Source organism: Rhodococcus sp. P4_B6 (genome assembly GCF_056402215.1).
Window position 1 is genome coordinate 1 of the sequence record NZ_JBFUHV010000060.1, and the last position, 14,957, is coordinate 14,957.

The following is a 14,957-nucleotide window of genomic DNA, read 5'->3' on the forward strand; positions in this document are numbered from 1 at the left end:
GCGAAGGTACTGGCTAAACGCGGATACGGGCTCCTCCTCTCCGACCGCAACGAGCAGGGTCTGCACGAGACAGTGTCCGAGCTGGCCACCGAATCTGCCGTAGAGTCCCGCGTTGTCGACGTCACGGACCCGGACAGTGTTGCGGCACTGTTCGCGCAGGCCGCAAGGCTGCCAGGCGGCATTCGGGGATGCGTTCACTCGGCAGGAGTGGTCGGAACCTCGACACTCGACACCACCGAGGCGACTGAGTGGGAGCGGATCTTGTCGATCAACCTCACCGGAACATTCCACGTGATCGCCGAGTCCGCCAAAACAATTGGAGATGGAGGGTCGATCGTCTCGATCTCCTCAATGGCGGCCCAAACATCGTCACGGTTCGCCTCCCCCGCGTACGCGGCCTCCAAGGCGGGGGTCGTCGGCCTCACTCGGTCGCTGGCGGCACCACTGGCTGCCCGAGGTATCCGGATCAACTCCGTCTCCCCAGGGGCGATCGACACCAACATGCTGGCGGAATTCGGATCAGAACGTCGCGAGTCCCTGAAAGGCATGAACCCGATGGGACGTCTCGGGAACCCCGACGAGATCGCCAGTACGATCGAATTCCTGGTGTCGGACGCGAGTTCGTTCGTCACAGGCCAGGTGCTCGCAGTCAATGGTGGTGCCTTCTTGGGCTGATCGGCAGTAGACCCTGGTAACCGCGTTCGGTCAACTCCTGGTCCGGCCCGCCGACGTTCTGTGCGGACCGGACCTCCATTAGATCCCGGAGACGCGGACCAGGCGGGTAACCAGGCAGCTACGCTTGCGTAGCCGGGGCCGATACCGACGCTCGCGAAACGAGGTCGCAAGGCAACAGAACCTGCGATGGCGCGGCGGCAGAGCCACCGGACTGCTCCATTCGATCGAGAACGGACCGTACCGCTGCCGCGCCCATGTCGAAGTAGGGAATCGCAACTGTGGTCAACTGCGGCATCAACCCGGCGGAAATGAGCTCCAAATCGCCGAAACCGACCACCGATAGATCCTCGGGAATACGAAGGCCAAGAAGACTAGCTGCTTGATACACACCCATCGCCATGTGATCACTGAAACAGAAAATCGCCGTCGGGCGGTCTGCACGATCGAGCAGTTCCAGGGCCGCCTGACGCGCACCCTGAGGGCTGGTTTCCCCGGCCTTCACAAGCGCCGGGTCGAACTGGACGTCGCTCTGAGCGAGCGCTTCGTGGTAGCCCGTGAGCCTCTCGTCGGCGGCGACCAGCACCTGCGTCGTGGTGACGAATCCGATACGACGATGGCCGTAATCGAGCAGATGTCGAACTGCCCGACGCGCACCGTCCCGTTCGTCGGAGAGAACCGCCGGATGATTGGTCGAAGACGGGTGGCCGTGGACGACCGTCGTGATCGTGTTGTCGAGGACGTCCGGAACGTGAACGATCTGCTTGACCAGAGCTGCATAGAGCACACCGTCGACCTGGTGCTGCAGTAGGGACCGAATCGCCCGGAGTTCGGTGTCCGTGTTGCCTTCACTGTTCACGACCATCAAGACCAGACCGTCGCGCTGCGCGGCGGACTGTGCCCCCAATACGAGCTTGCCGGCATACGGCGTGGTGACGATCTGGTTGCTCACCATCCCGATCACTCCAGAGCGTTGCGTGCGTAGTCCGCGAGCGAATGAGTTCGGCTTGTACCCGATCTTGGCAGCCGACTCATTCACGAGGCGTCGTGTGTCGTCGCTGTAGCGTTCGAGACGCCGACCATTGAGTATCTGTGAGACTGTCGCGACCGACACCCCACTCAACGCTGCGACATCACGAATGCCGGGCCGTGCTGCCATCGTGCGCTACCATCCCCTGGCTCAGAGTTCGTGTCGGTGACAAGGTCGAGTTTCACACCAACATTACCTGCCGGCCACAGCGTCAAACTTCGCGAATCATCGACGCGCAACCGCGGCGTGTCTCGGCGAGGCCGGCACGGCAATGTCGAGCTCGACGATTCGGAACGCCAAGGGGTTCTTGTTCCGGCCGAGCCTTCGATGCTGGGTCGCTAGTTGAGGCCAAACTCCTTGGCGACCAGCTCAATCGTGGTCATGCGGGCGTCGAGTCCGGGAACATTCGGGTTGATCATGATCTGATCGGTGCTATAGGCCTCTGCCAACTGTTCGATCTGGCTCCGAACCTCTGATGGTGTCCCGAAGACAAGGCGGTTCCGATTGCGCTCGATCGTCGCCGCCTCACCGGCTGTGTACCTGTGATGGCGGGCTGTCGATACCGAGGGCAATGCGGTCAACGCTGCGGGGCTTTCGATCTGCGCCAGCCAGAGATGGAACGCTGTTGCGAGATCATCTGCCTTGCTCCGGCTTTCCGCCACCGCAACGAAGATGGTAACGATCACCTCCGGTTCCGGTTGCAGCTCGGATGGCACGAACTGCTCTCGGTACGCCTGCGCCGCCGGAACACCTCGCCCACCGGGGTTGATGAAGTGGGCAAAGGTAAATCCCAGCCCTTCTTTCGCTGCGAGGCCGGCTGTCGACCCGCTCGCACCCAGCACCCACATCTGCGGGCTGGTCGAAATCTTGGGTCGGGCGGCGGCTCGGGCGAAGCGATGCCCGACGGGATAATGCCCGGTGACGAACGACTTGAGGTCGGAGACTTTGACGTCGTAGGGCAGGTCCCTGGCCTTTTCCTCGTTCAACGCGTGACTGATCAGTGCGTCTGCACCCGGCGCCCGTCCGAATCCGAGATCGACGCGTCCGGGATGCAGAGCTTCGATCATCTTGTAGTTCTCGGCAACCTTGATACTGCTGTAATGAGGCAACATCACTCCACCAGAGCCCACCTTGATCCGGCGAGTGCTGTCGGCGAGGTGCATCATCAGCATCTCGGGTGCGACACCGGCAAGCGCGTCGGTGTGATGGTGCTCGGAGACCCAGAATCGTTCGTAACCGAGCGCATCCGCGCGTGCCAACTTGCGCGTGTCAGCGAGAGCCTCGGCTGCGGTCCCGCCCTCGTCAACCGGTGAATAGTCCAGGATGCTCAGTCTCACAGCGGGGTCCTCCTCGTCGAAATTCTGTCCACGGGTTCGCGTCTTCGCGGTCTTCGACGACGCTAAACCTTCACATCAATGTGAAAGTCAAATCCGCACCCCGGACACCTGAGGAAGCTTGTGGCCTCGCGATGTCAATCCGCCCTTCGATCCGGGTTGCAGCGGGCCCGGGATCGCAGTGCTGAGGAATGCGAGAAACGCCGCTCTATTTGGGTGGGGTGACGATATAGCCTTCGATATCGGAATGCTCGCGTGCGAGATTCCGAGCCAACTCCTCGTCAATCCACGAGGCGGTCGTGTGGCAGAAGGCTCAATACACGATCCATTGGCTGTCTTGCCCCTGAGGCGGTCCTTCGGCATTCACCGCAAGTTGGTGAGAATTCCAGAACCGCGGGACTAGCGAACGTACGTACGTCTAACGTAGTGTTGAAGGCCACAGCAACATTTGTACGGCTAAGGAGAACGATGTTTACTCTCGTCGACGCTATTCGTCGCAACGAGCGGCTGGTGCCCCAACGTGAAGCGATCTTCGACGGTACGCGCCGGCTCACCCATGGAGAACTCGCGGACAGGGCGTGGCGAATCGCCGCCGGTCTGCGGTCGCAGGGTGTCAAACCCGGTGACACCGTCGGCGTCCTGGCGGGCAACACCGCCTTCAGCATCGAAACCTTCCTGGGAGTCGTCGCCGCCGGTGCCGCCTTTGTCCCGTACAACTGGCGATGGGCAACCGAGGAGCTGGCGCACGGCATCAACGAAACCGGCGCCCGCGTCGTACTCGTCGGCGATGGCTTCGACGCCGCAATCGCGGAGGTCCTAGCCGGTGACGGCCTCAAAGCGCCGGTCACCGTGGTGCACGAGGGAGACGAGTTCGATCACCTCCTGCGGTCGGAACCGATCAAGGATGTGCCGGTAGAAGCATCGGATGCTGCCTGCATCCTGTTCACCGGTGGCACCACCGGCTTCTCCAAGGGGGTCGTGCTCTCGCACTCGGCGATCCTGACCAACGCAGTCAACGAAATCGCCGACTGCCGTATCGGTGCCCGCCCGAACGATCGCGGCCTCGTCGTCACCCCGCTCTTCCACTCCGCCGCCCTGCTGTGCTGGTTCCTGCCCCACTACGTGACGGGGAACAGCTCGGTCCTCGTCCACAAATTCGTGGAAGAGGAGATCGCGGACCTCGTCGCGCGCGAGTCGATCACCAACATGTTCCTCGTGCCCAACATGATCCGGCGCATGCTCAAGTCGGGCACGTTCGACACCGACGGGTTCCGCAACAATTTCAAGGCCCTCCACACCGGTGCCGGTTTGCTGCGCATGCCGGACAAGCTGGCAGTGTCGGCCCTGATCCCGGATGTCGACCTGTTCTTCCGTTACGGCCTCACTGAAGCCGGGCCGATGGTCACCCGGCTTCTCCCACAGGACATGCTCCGGCCGGAGATCGACGGCTCGATCGGCACCGAATACCTCCTCACCGAGGTCGAGTTGCGTGATCTCTACGACGGTGCCCCGACGGCGGTGGGGGAGATCGGAGAGATCTGCGTCCGCGGCCCCAATCTGATGACCGGATACTTCGGTCGACCGGAGGCCACCAAGGAGGTGCTCGACAACGGCTGGCTGCGTACCGGTGACCTGGCGGTCCGCGACGAAAATGGCTACCTGTACTTCCGCGACCGGGCCAAGGACATGATCAAGACCGGTGGCGAGAACGTGTACAGCTCGGAGATCGAGCAGTTGCTCCACACGCACCCGGCTGTCATGGAAGCCGCCGTCCTCGGTGTCCCGAGTGAAGAGTGGGACGAGGAGGTGCGAGCAGTGATCGCCGTTCGGCCGGGTCAGACCGTCACCGAGACGGAGATCGCAACGTTCCTGCGCAAGCACTTGGCCGGATACAAGGTTCCGAAGATGATCGCGCTCGTGGGCCCGAACGCCCTGCCGATGAATCCCAGCGGCAAGATTGTCAAGACCAACATCCGGGCAACGATGGGGTGGTAACAACCGCGTCACCAATCAACGAGAATATCAATCGACTAACGTACGATTGTTCCTGAGACCGCTTGCCGGCCCCTTCGGGGACCGTCCAATTTACCTCGGAGGGGCACAGTGACTCGAGCAACTCGGGTGACACGCGGCGGCGCGCGCACCAACGTCGCCATTCGGGAGGCCGCGGCCAGCCTGTTCTACGAACATGGCTACGAGGCCACGTCGCTGCGCACAGTCGCGAGCGAGGTCGGCATCCAGGTCGGCAGCCTCTACAACCACATCAGCGGCAAGGAAGAGTTGCTGACCGACATCATGGTGTCGGTCATGGACGAACTCCTCGAAGCCGTGAACAAGGCGCTCGTAAGCGTCGACGGGAGTGCGCTGGACCGGTTCAAGGCGGCGGTCGACTGCCACATCCGTTACCACGCGGAGCATGCGCGGGAGACGTTCATCGGCAATACCGAGCTCCGGGCCCTGAGCGACGGAGACTTGGAGTTGGTCCTCGCCAAGCGTGCCGAGTACGAGCGACTGCTGCAGAAGCTCATCAAGGACGTGGCCAAGGAGACCGGCGCTGACATCCTCGATGCCAAACTGCAGACGTATTCGATCCTGGCTCAGGGTGCACACGTGTCGTCCTGGTACAAACCCGGCGGCCCCAAGACGCTCGACAAGGTCGTCAACACCTACATCAAGATGGCGCTGCGACAGCTCGGCGTCGAGAACGGCAGCTAACCTAGCAGCTTCTCGCGCCATCCCGCACCGGGGCACCAGCCGGGATGGGGCCTCTGGCGACCGGGTGTTCGAACCCGTGGCAGATGGCCTCGCCAGGACGTCGACGCCGCTCTGTTAGCCGACGACAGCACGGTGCGTGATTGCAGGGCCACCGCGACTCTGTTGGTGCCCGTACATCTTGCTTTCGTTCCCGCGCCGACGGCTGGCTCCGATGGGCGGCCGCGAAGACGGACGCCAGTGAGAAGGACGGAATTTTCGATCGCGATCGCATCGCGCGCCGCCAGTGTCCTACGATCGTCGCCCTGGGCGTCGTGGCACTGCCCGGGGCAGAACCAATGCCCGATCGTGATTCGGCCTGGTCGGTTGCCGGATAATTCATTGGCACGGAACGTTTCCCGGTGAGATTCGAATCTCCATTGAAGGTCGCTTCGCCGTGATGCCCGCTGCTCTGAGGGATGCCGCGCTCACCAGCCCCATCTGGTTGACATTTGTTGTCGCTCAGATCACACTCTAATTAAACAAACGCACGTACGTTTGTGTCCGTTGCTCCGCCGACACCGGCAGGGAATTACATCGAGAGAATGGGAAACGCAATGAGCCGCTTGGAGGGCAAGGTCGCCCTGATCACCGGGGCCGCACGCGGCCAGGGACGTTCGCACGCGCTGGGGCTGGCGAAAGAGGGCGCTGACATCATCGCCATCGACATCGCCGACCAGATCGATAGTGTGCCGTACCCGATGGCGTCGCTCGATGACCTGAAGGAAACGGCGCGGCTGGTCGAGGAACTGGGCCGCCGCGTGGTCATCGCGCAGGCCGACGTGCGCAACCTGCAGCAGATGGAGGCTGCGGTCGCCGACGGCCTCGCCGAGTTCGGCCGTATCGACATCGTCTGTGCCAACGCAGGCATCATCTCGGCAAACAAGGTCCTGGACCTCACCGAAGAGCAGTGGAACGACATGATCGACACCAACTTGACCGGTGTCTTCCACACCGTCAAGGCAGCGGTGCCGAACATGGTCGAGCGGGGCGAAGGCGGCTCAGTCATCTTCACCGGATCGACGTCGAGCCTGAACGGTTACCCGAACGTCGGCCACTACGTCACCGCCAAGCACGGCATCGTTGGTCTCATGCACACGCTCGCAAACGAACTCGGCCCGAAGGGAATCCGGGTCAACGCCGTGCACCCGACGAACGTCAACACCAAGCTCCTGCAGAACGAGACCTTCTACGGACTCTTCCGCCCCGACCTCGCGCACCCGACACTCGAGGACTCCCGCGACGCGTTCGCCACCATGCACTCGCTCCCGAACATCCCGTGGGTCGAACCCATCGACATCACCAACGCCGTGCTCTTCCTGGCCTCGGACGAATCGCGGTACATCACCGGTATCAACCTGCCCATCGACGCCGGCGCAAGTCAGAAGGTCGGCGGCTAGAAGTCGTCGGATTCCGTGGCGAGGCGGTGTGAGCCTTGCCATGGGGCAATCCGCTGCCCCTTCACCCGGCACTTTTCCGTCCCGGGTGATGGGGCAGCGGTGCGTTCCCCTGCGTGTCTCTTTGGCTCTGCTCAGTGCGGGTGGCTCATCCGTACCACCCGCACCTCGGCCGATACTCCGGGGGTGCGGCCAGTACTTTCACCCCGGTCCTCGAAGGCCGCGAAGTACCGGCCCAGTCCTGTCCTGGGCGCTGAAGGTCAGTTCGCCCCATCGCATGGTGGCGCCATCGGTAACGCTACGGCCGCCGACAAAGGCACTTGGCTTCCTTACCGATGAGAACTACGACCTGATTCTCGACGCACTTGCTGACTGATCTGCGAACCGGAGGAAGGTCGTATCGTCCTCGCCTCGCTGTACCCCTGGTGGCCCGCTGAAGATCGATGCCCGGCGGCCGGTGGTCTGATGCTTGCAAAGTGCGCACTCCCGGTAGATCAGCTGATCACCATTGGCGAGACGGCTGCGGTGTGCTGGACCAAATGCAACTGGTGCAGGTGAACTGGTCAGACTGTTCGGATCACGGTCCGGTGAATGCTTCACCCGACAGGTCCGCGCCGCGCGGCTCGAAGGACTCTGCGGTGTCGGTGTCCTCGACGTCCATGTCGGGTACCTGGGCTTCTTCCCTGCCTGCCGTCAGCTGTTCGCGCGACGTGTCGGTCGTCTCGCCGGCTTCGAGGACTCTCGGTGCGTCGTAGTGGGTGGCCATGACCTCTACCTCATGATGCGGTCGGGTCGGGCCCGGTTCGGGGGTTCGGTGGCGCGCCACTCTCCCGGGGTCGGGCCGCGAGGCGGGTACGTCGGGTGTGGCGGGCACGCTCGTTTTCGGACATGCCACCCCAGATGCCATAAGCCTCGGTGGTGAGGGCGTGGGTGCGGCAGTCGGCGAGCACGGGGCAGTCCTGGCAGATCTGTTTGGCGGCGTGCTCACGCTGGGCGCGGACGCTGCCGCGTTCACCGTCGGGGGAGAAGAACCTCTCGGTGTCGGTGCCGCGGCAGGAGGCGCGGTGCTGCCAGTCCCGGTCGATGTGGTGGTGCGAATGATCAGGCACTGCGGGATTGGTCGCTTTCGGAGTCGAACATTGACTTGATCCGCCGGCCCCGGGCGGGGCCACGCAAGGGTGCGGGGTCGGTCGGCGACGTTCGTGCACGGAGACGTGGGTCGGCAACACTTCCCTGTCGCCGACCGGGGTGTCGAGGCTTCCGGTTTCTGGGACTGCAGTCGGTGCGCAGCGCGTGCGCAGTCGGAATGGGCGGTGTCGGTTGCGCTGATGCCTGGGGTCAACATCGGTGGGAACGGGAGGCACCCGGATCCCATGCCCTCGTCGTGAGGCCCGGGATCCGGGTGCTGAAAGCGAATGGCGTGGATGCGCGGCGTCAGAGCGCCATTCCACCATCCACCGGAAGAACGACTCCGGTCGTCCAGTCGTCCTCGAGTGCGAACCGTGCGATCCACCGGGCGGTGTCGACGGGATCGCCGACACGGCGCAGAGGGATCGTGGCCGCACGCTCACGCAGCAGCATCGACTCCTGCTCGGCACTCATCCCGGCGGTCCGGTAGATCGCGGTCGGCGTCGGACCGGGAGCGACGGAATTGACCCGAACCCCCTCGGGGCCCAACTCGAGGGCCCAGCACCGCGTCAGGTGCGCCACCGCCGCCTTGGAAGCCGCGTAGTGCGCATTGCTGGCGGTGGGCTTGAGCGCGACCGAACTCGCCACGTTCACGATTGCTCCCCTGCTGCTCTTGAGCGCGGGGAGGAGCGCCTGCGTGACTAGGGTGGTACCGAGCACGTTGACGTCGAACAGTGAGCGCACCGATTCCACGTTCACCTCGGCCAGCGGTCCCACCAGGAAGGCGCCCGCACAGTTGACAACGAAATCGATTCGTTCCCAATGCTTCTGCGCTGCTGCGGCCGCCGAGGCGACCGCAGCAGCGTCGGTGATGTCGACTGTGCGGGCCGCGACATCCTTGCGGTCGGCAAGATCTGCCAACGCCTCGTCGCTGCGATCCCACGCGTCGACGCGGGCACCGTGCTCGACCAGCAGCTCGAGGCAGGCCCGACCGATCCCGGTGCCCGCACCGGTGACGACACCGGTGAGGCCATCCCGCCGCGGTGCGAGCACCGGTGCGCTCATACCGGGGTGACGCCGTTTCGGCGGGCCGGGGCGGTGCGATCCCGCTTGCGGTACAGCGCCAGGCGCTGGGTGAGCTCGTGGCGCAGCTCGTTCGCGGGCACGACCGCTTCGACGGCGTTCTCGTTGGCGATCTTGAACACGTCGATGCCGGCGGCGTACTCGGCCTGCTTCTCGGCGATGAACGCGGCGCGCTCCTCCGGATCCTCGATGGCCTGGATGCGGTTGTAGTGGATGCCGTTCACGGCGGCGTCCGGGCCCATCAGGGCGGGCTTGGCCGTCGGCAGCGCGATCAGGGCGTCCGGCTGCATCGGGGCACCGGACATCGCGAGGTACCCGCCGCCGTACGCCTTGCGCAGCAGCACCGTGATGCGGGGGACGCGGGCCTCGGAGACGGCGAAGATCATCTTCGCGCCGTGCCGGATGATGCCCTGACGTTCGACCTCGGAGCCGATCATGTAGCCGGCGATGTCGACCAGGAACAGGATCGGGATGTTGTAGGCGTTGCAGATCCAGATGAACCGGGCCGCCTTGTCGGAGGAGTCGGGGAAGATCACTCCACCCTTGACGGTGGGCTGGTTGGCGACGATGCCGACGCTTTGGCCGTTCAGGCGGGCGAACCCGGTGACCAGTTCCGGGGCGAAGAGGTCCTTGTACGGGAAGAAGCTGGCGTCGTCGACGAGGGAGTCGATCAGCTCGTGGATGTCGAAGATCTCGGATTCGACCTCGGGGACGATCTCCTTGATGGTCCGGGCACCGGACGGGTCCGCCGGTGCGGTGACCGGGGGCTCCTGCTGCCAGTTCGACGGCAGGAATGACAGCCACACCCGCACGGCGGCAATGGCTTCCGCGTCGTCTTCGACGAGGACGTCGGACAGGCCGGAGACGGTCGAGTGCATCTCTGCGCCACCCATTTCCTCGAGGGTGACGTCTTCACCGGTCACCATCTGCGCCAGCCGCGGGGAGCCGAGGTAGGCGGTGGCGTGACCGCGGACCATGATCGTCAGATCGCACAGTGCGGGCACGTAGGCGGAGCCGGCGGGGGAGGGGCCGAACAGGGCGCAGACCTGGGGGACGCGGCCGGAGATCTGGACCTGGTTGTAGAAGATGTTGCCCCAGGCACGGCGGCCGACGAAGCTCTCGAACTGTTCGTCGATGCGGGCGCCGGCGGAGTCGAACAGGTACACGATCGGGGTGCCGGTGGAGTCGGCGAGTTCCTGGGCGCGGACGATCTTCTCGAAGGTCCGCTTGCCCCAGGTACCCGCCTTGACGGTGTAGTCGTTGGCGATGACGACGATGTCGCGGCCGTCGACCTTGCCGACCGCGGTGACGACGGCGTCACCGGGCAGGCCCTCGTCGTAGCGGGCGAGCAGGCCGTCCTCGAAGGACCAGCCATTGTCGAAGAGCAACTCGAGCCGGTCGCGTACGAGCATCTTGCCGGCATCGATCTGCTTCTGCCGCTGCTTTTCCGAGCCGCCGAGCCGAGCGGCGGTCAGGCGTGCCTCCAGCTCGTCGTGTGGGCTCCGCGCGGGTGCGGTCTGGGTGTCATCCAGGATGTCAGTCATCGGAAACTCCAAATTGATTCGGTATGAGAAGGATTCGGTCAACTACTTGTAGCTGAACAGCAGAGAGGCGCCGCCGTCGATTACGGTGGTGGTGCCGTTGACCCCGCGTGAGGCGCGGCCGGCGAGGAAACCGATGACCGCGGCGACGTCGTCGGGATCGAGGATGCGCCCGGTCGGGGTCTTGGCCGCCATCCGCTCTGCCGCGGGTCGATCGAGCATCGGGGTGACCATCGCACCGGGAGCGACCGCGTTCACGGTGACCGCGGTGCCCCAGAAGTCGAACATCAGGGAGCTGGTCAGGTTGATCAGTGCGGCCTTGGAGGCGGCGTAGGCGGGGTACTCGTAGCCGCGGGTGCCGGCGAAGGAGGCGCAGTTGATCACACGCCCGTACTCGGCGGCCTTCAGATCGACGGCGAAGGCCTGGGTGAGCAGGAACGGGGCGGTGACGTTGACGTCCATGACCTGCCGCCAGGAGTCGGCGGTGGTGTCGGCGAGATGGGTGCGGCGCAGGATGCCGGCGATGTTGACCAGATGGGAAACCTGGCCGAGGTCGGCGTGCACCGCGTCGACCAGCGAGCTTGCCGCCGACTCGGAGGTGATGTCCACGCCGTAGGCGGCACTGGTGACCCCGTTGTTTCCCAGCTCGGTGGCGGTGCGCTTGGCAGCGACTTCGTCGATGTCGACACAGGCCACCGACAGGCCGAGTTCGCCGAGCACCGCCGCGGTGACGGCTCCGAGTCCGCCCCCAGCGCCGGTGACCACCGCGACCGGCTGCCCTACCGGTGGTGTCATCTCACTCACCTGCCGCCACGACGGTGGCCAGGGATGCCCCGGCCGCGACGACCTGCCCGACCTCGACGTGCAAGGCGTCGACGACCCCGGTCACGGCGGCGCGGATCGGGTTCTGCATTTTCATCGCCTCCAGCACCATCAACACCTGCCCCGCCTCGACCTGGGCACCGACCTCGACGTCGATCTGCGCGACCGTGCCCTGCATCGGGCTCTTGGCCTCACCGCTCGCCGCGGCGCCGCCGCCCCGCTTCTTCCGTGGGCCACCGGTCGCGGCGCGACGCGCCTGCGGCTCGGCGACGGGCGCGGCAGCGGCCGGACCGGCGGGAGTGAAGAACGGAATGACGTAGCGACGGTCGCCGACCCACACCTCGTTGCGGGGCAGCATCTCCTCGGTGTCCTCGGCGTCGGCGTCGGCGTCGGACAGGTCCTCGACCGGCGGCAGCAGCGAGGCAAAGTCGATGTCGCGCTCGAGCCAGTTGGTATGCATGGCGACGTTACGGAAGTCCTTGTGCGCAATGATCTGTCGCGCGGCCGGGACGGTGGTGGGCACGCCATCGATGATCAGCTCGTCCAGAGCGAGGGTCAACCGGTCCAGGGCCCGGTCCCGGGTCGGTGCCCACACGATGAGCTTGCCGACCAGGCTGTCGTAGTAGGGCTGGACCTCGTCACCGGATTCATAACCGCCGTCCCAGCGGACACCGGCCCGAGTCGGTGCCTGCACGGTGGCGATCGGGCCGGGGCTGGGCATGAACAGGGCGCCGCGGGTGTCCTCGGCGTTGACGCGGACCTCGATCGCGTGCCCGCGCGGGGAGGCGCCGGACTCGGTGATCGACAGCGGCTCGCCGGCGGCGACGGCGAGTTGCTCGGCGACCAGATCCAGGCCCAGGGTCATCTCGGTGACCGGGTGCTCGACCTGGATGCGGGTGTTCATCTCCAGGAAGTAGAAGGCCTCCCGGTCGGCCTCGACGAGGAACTCGACAGTGCCGGCGCCGACATAGCCGACCTCCTTGGCCAGGCGGACCGACGCCTCGCCCATGGCACGGCGCAGCTCGTCGGACAGGCCGGGAGCAGGTGCTTCCTCGATCAGCTTCTGGTGCCGGCGCTGCACCGAGCAGTCACGGTCGCCGATCCACACCGCATTGCCGTGGGTGTCGGCGAAGACCTGGACCTCGACGTGGCGAGCACTGGACAGGTACCGCTCGAGGTAGACATCGTCACGACCGAACGCGGCAGCGGATTCCTGCTTGGCCGAGGCGAACGCGGATTCGGCGTCGGCGGCCGAGGCGACCATGCGCATGCCGCGGCCACCACCGCCGTAGGTGGCCTTGATCGCCACCGGGTAGCCGTACTCGTCACCGAACGCGATGACATCCGCCGGAGAGGCGATGGTGCCCTGCGAGCCGGGGACCTGCGGGACGTCGGCCTTCGCGGCGAGATCGCGGGCGGCGATCTTCGAGCCCATCACCTCGATCGCCGAGGAAGGGGGTCCGATGAAAATCAATCCGGCGTCCTCCACGGCCTTGGCGAACGCGGCGTTCTCCGCCAGGAAGCCGTAGCCGGGGTGCACGGCCTGCGCACCGGTGCTCTTCGCGGCCTCGATGATCTTGTCGATCGCCAGGTACGACTCCGACGCAGAGGCCGCGCCGAGCAGGACCGCCTCATCGGCCAGACGCACATGCAGCGCCTTCTCGTCCGCCTCCGAGTACACGGCGACGCTGGCGATGCCGGCCTCTGCGCAGGTGCGAATGATGCGGACCGCGATTTCGCCGCGGTTGGCGACGAGGACCTTGGACAACATGCCCGGACTCCTTGGGGTTTCGAAATACCTGTGCGATGGACGCCCCGGTGTGGGGTCGCCTTCGTAGGACCATGTCACTTAGACAAACAATCGTACGTTCGCTTACGGTACCGTCAGATGTGGTAACGGTCAACGATGGTCCCCGACTCACCCGTGGGCGGGGTCGACGACAGAGAGGGCGCGGACGGTGATTGCCTCTGCCGAACAACTCGAGTCCCTGGTCGACGCTCTGCGAGTGACCCCCGCGGGGGTGAACCGGTTCGACGGACCGACCTCGGCGCGCAAACTTCCCCGGCTCTTCGGCGGACAGGTTCTCGCCCAGGCCGTGATGGCGGCCGGTGCGACCGTGCCCGCCGACCGGTACCCGCACTCGCTGCACACCTTGTTTCTGCGCGGGGGAAATCCCGATGCACCCGTCAGCTACCAGGTGACGGTCCTGCGCGACGGCCGCTCCTACAGCGCCCGCGCCGTCACCGCCGCCCAGGGCGAGGAGGTGCTGGCGACCCTGCAGCTCTCGTTTGCCACCGAGGAGGACGGCCCCGAGCACGAATGGTCCCCGCCGCTGACCGAGACGCCGCCGGACGAACTGTTGCCGCTGCACGAGCAACTCGAGGGCGAGAGTGCGGTGCTGCCGGAGTGGTGGTCGAGGCCCCACCCCTTCGACTTCCGCTTTCTCGAGCACCCCGAGGCGCTGGCCGCGGCCGGCACCCGGGCCCCCGAGCAGCAATTCTGGGTGCGCGCGGCCACCAGGGTCCCGGACGAGCCGCTGCTGCACACTGCCCTGTTGGCATATGTCAGCGACCTGACCCTGCTCGACCCGGCGCTGATGCCGCACGGGCGCTCCTGGTACGGCAACCGGGTGATCGCCGGTGCCAGCATCGACCACGCGATGTGGTTTCACCGCCGGTTCTCGATGAACGACTGGATGCTGTGCCGGCAGGTCAGCCCGATCGCCACCGGTGGCCGATGCCTGTGCACCTGCGATTTCACCACCGAGGCGGGTGCGCGCATCGCGTCGGCCTCCCAGGAGGGCGTTCTGCGCGAACCCTGACCTCGACAGCACCGTTCAGACCGGCACGATCTCCGCCTCGGAGGCGAGAAACCAAGTGATGTCCCCGATGAATTCTTCCTCGTGCTCGCGGACGGCGTCCGCCTCCAGCGAGGAGAACGCCTGGGCCACTGCGGAAACGGACGGGAACCACAGCTCCGCCATCCCGTCGTACGCCCATTCCGTGCGATGCTCGATCGCCGGATTCTGTACGTAGCGCTCGAGCTCCGGGAGCTTCCATACGTACCGGGGGTGCTCGACGTTCCAGTACCGGAGGAACTCGTCGCGAGAAAGCTCGGACTTCGCCGTGATCAGCGCAACGATCTTGACGGACATACATTTCTCCTTCAGGCGGGGTCGGCGACCGAGAAGTTCGGCGA

13 protein-coding genes and 1 pseudogene are annotated in these 14,957 nt (G+C 65.3%); 5 read left to right on the forward strand and 9 right to left on the reverse strand.

All coding sequences use genetic code 11. The features are described from left to right. The coding region (locus tag AC1DWT_RS25640; protein ID WP_477922724.1) for an SDR family NAD(P)-dependent oxidoreductase at positions 1 to 675 on the forward strand (675 nt) is incomplete at its 5' end. Positions 676 to 793: 118 nt separating this feature from the next. Here AC1DWT_RS25640 and AC1DWT_RS25645 read toward each other — a convergent pair. Beyond that, positions 794 to 1,831 (reverse strand): LacI family DNA-binding transcriptional regulator, encoded by a 1,038-nt coding sequence (locus AC1DWT_RS25645; RefSeq protein WP_095866009.1) that lies wholly within the window; start codon positions 1,829 to 1,831, stop codon positions 794 to 796. 209 nt (positions 1,832 to 2,040) lie between these two features. Further along, positions 2,041 to 3,039, reverse strand: coding sequence for an LLM class flavin-dependent oxidoreductase (locus AC1DWT_RS25650; protein ID WP_477922727.1), 999 nt, complete (start codon positions 3,037 to 3,039; stop codon positions 2,041 to 2,043). A gap of 465 nt (positions 3,040 to 3,504) precedes the next feature. Between AC1DWT_RS25650 and AC1DWT_RS25655 the strand changes: the two genes are divergently transcribed. The 3 genes from AC1DWT_RS25655 (at position 3,505) to AC1DWT_RS25665 (ending at position 7,187) form a co-directional block, all read left to right on the forward strand. Continuing rightward, positions 3,505 to 5,031, forward strand: coding sequence for a class I adenylate-forming enzyme family protein (locus AC1DWT_RS25655; protein ID WP_095866007.1), 1,527 nt, complete (start codon positions 3,505 to 3,507; stop codon positions 5,029 to 5,031). 108 nt (positions 5,032 to 5,139) lie between these two features. Then, on the forward strand, positions 5,140 to 5,751 hold the full coding sequence (locus AC1DWT_RS25660) for a TetR/AcrR family transcriptional regulator (RefSeq protein WP_257016248.1): 612 nt from the start codon (positions 5,140 to 5,142) through the stop codon (positions 5,749 to 5,751). 593 nt (positions 5,752 to 6,344) lie between these two features. Next, positions 6,345 to 7,187: a mycofactocin-coupled SDR family oxidoreductase gene (locus tag AC1DWT_RS25665; RefSeq protein ID WP_095866005.1), complete on the forward strand. Its 843-nt coding sequence runs from the start codon at positions 6,345 to 6,347 to the stop codon at positions 7,185 to 7,187. Positions 7,188 to 7,661: 474 nt separating this feature from the next. Here the strand turns inward: AC1DWT_RS25665 and AC1DWT_RS25670 are convergent. The 6 genes and pseudogenes from AC1DWT_RS25670 to AC1DWT_RS25695 form a co-directional block, all read right to left on the reverse strand. Then, positions 7,662 to 7,950, reverse strand: a pseudogene (locus tag AC1DWT_RS25670) (DUF4193 family protein); the annotation flags it as partial. Between the two features lie 10 nt (positions 7,951 to 7,960). After that, complete coding sequence (locus AC1DWT_RS25675; protein WP_095866004.1) at positions 7,961 to 8,293, reverse strand: WhiB family transcriptional regulator; 333 nt, start codon at positions 8,291 to 8,293, stop codon at positions 7,961 to 7,963. A 325-nt stretch (positions 8,294 to 8,618) separates the two neighbouring features. Further along, a complete protein-coding gene (locus AC1DWT_RS25680) occupies positions 8,619 to 9,377 on the reverse strand; it encodes an SDR family NAD(P)-dependent oxidoreductase (protein ID WP_095866003.1) in 759 nt (252 codons plus the stop codon). Beyond that, a complete protein-coding gene (locus tag AC1DWT_RS25685; protein WP_095866002.1) occupies positions 9,374 to 10,939 on the reverse strand; it encodes an acyl-CoA carboxylase subunit beta in 1,566 nt (521 codons plus the stop codon). Before AC1DWT_RS25685 ends, AC1DWT_RS25680 begins: the two co-directional genes overlap by 4 nt. Positions 10,940 to 10,981: 42 nt before the next feature. After that, positions 10,982 to 11,731: an SDR family NAD(P)-dependent oxidoreductase gene (locus tag AC1DWT_RS25690; RefSeq protein ID WP_095866001.1), complete on the reverse strand. Its 750-nt coding sequence runs from the start codon at positions 11,729 to 11,731 to the stop codon at positions 10,982 to 10,984. A 1-nt stretch (position 11,732) separates the two neighbouring features. Continuing rightward, entirely contained in the window at positions 11,733 to 13,529 is a 1,797-nt protein-coding gene (locus AC1DWT_RS25695) for an acetyl/propionyl/methylcrotonyl-CoA carboxylase subunit alpha (protein ID WP_095866000.1), read from the reverse strand. A 187-nt stretch (positions 13,530 to 13,716) separates the two neighbouring features. Between AC1DWT_RS25695 and AC1DWT_RS25700 the strand changes: the two genes are divergently transcribed. Further along, positions 13,717 to 14,580, forward strand: a complete 864-nt coding sequence (locus tag AC1DWT_RS25700; protein ID WP_477922734.1) for an acyl-CoA thioesterase — start codon at positions 13,717 to 13,719, stop codon at positions 14,578 to 14,580. A 15-nt stretch (positions 14,581 to 14,595) separates the two neighbouring features. On the opposite strand, the gene AC1DWT_RS25705 is transcribed toward AC1DWT_RS25700, so the two are convergent. Continuing rightward, the gene (locus tag AC1DWT_RS25705; RefSeq protein ID WP_477922736.1) at positions 14,596 to 14,913 is read right to left on the reverse strand and encodes an EthD family reductase; all 318 of its coding nucleotides are present in this window, start codon (positions 14,911 to 14,913) and stop codon (positions 14,596 to 14,598) included. Positions 14,914 to 14,957: the final 44 nt, after the last annotated feature.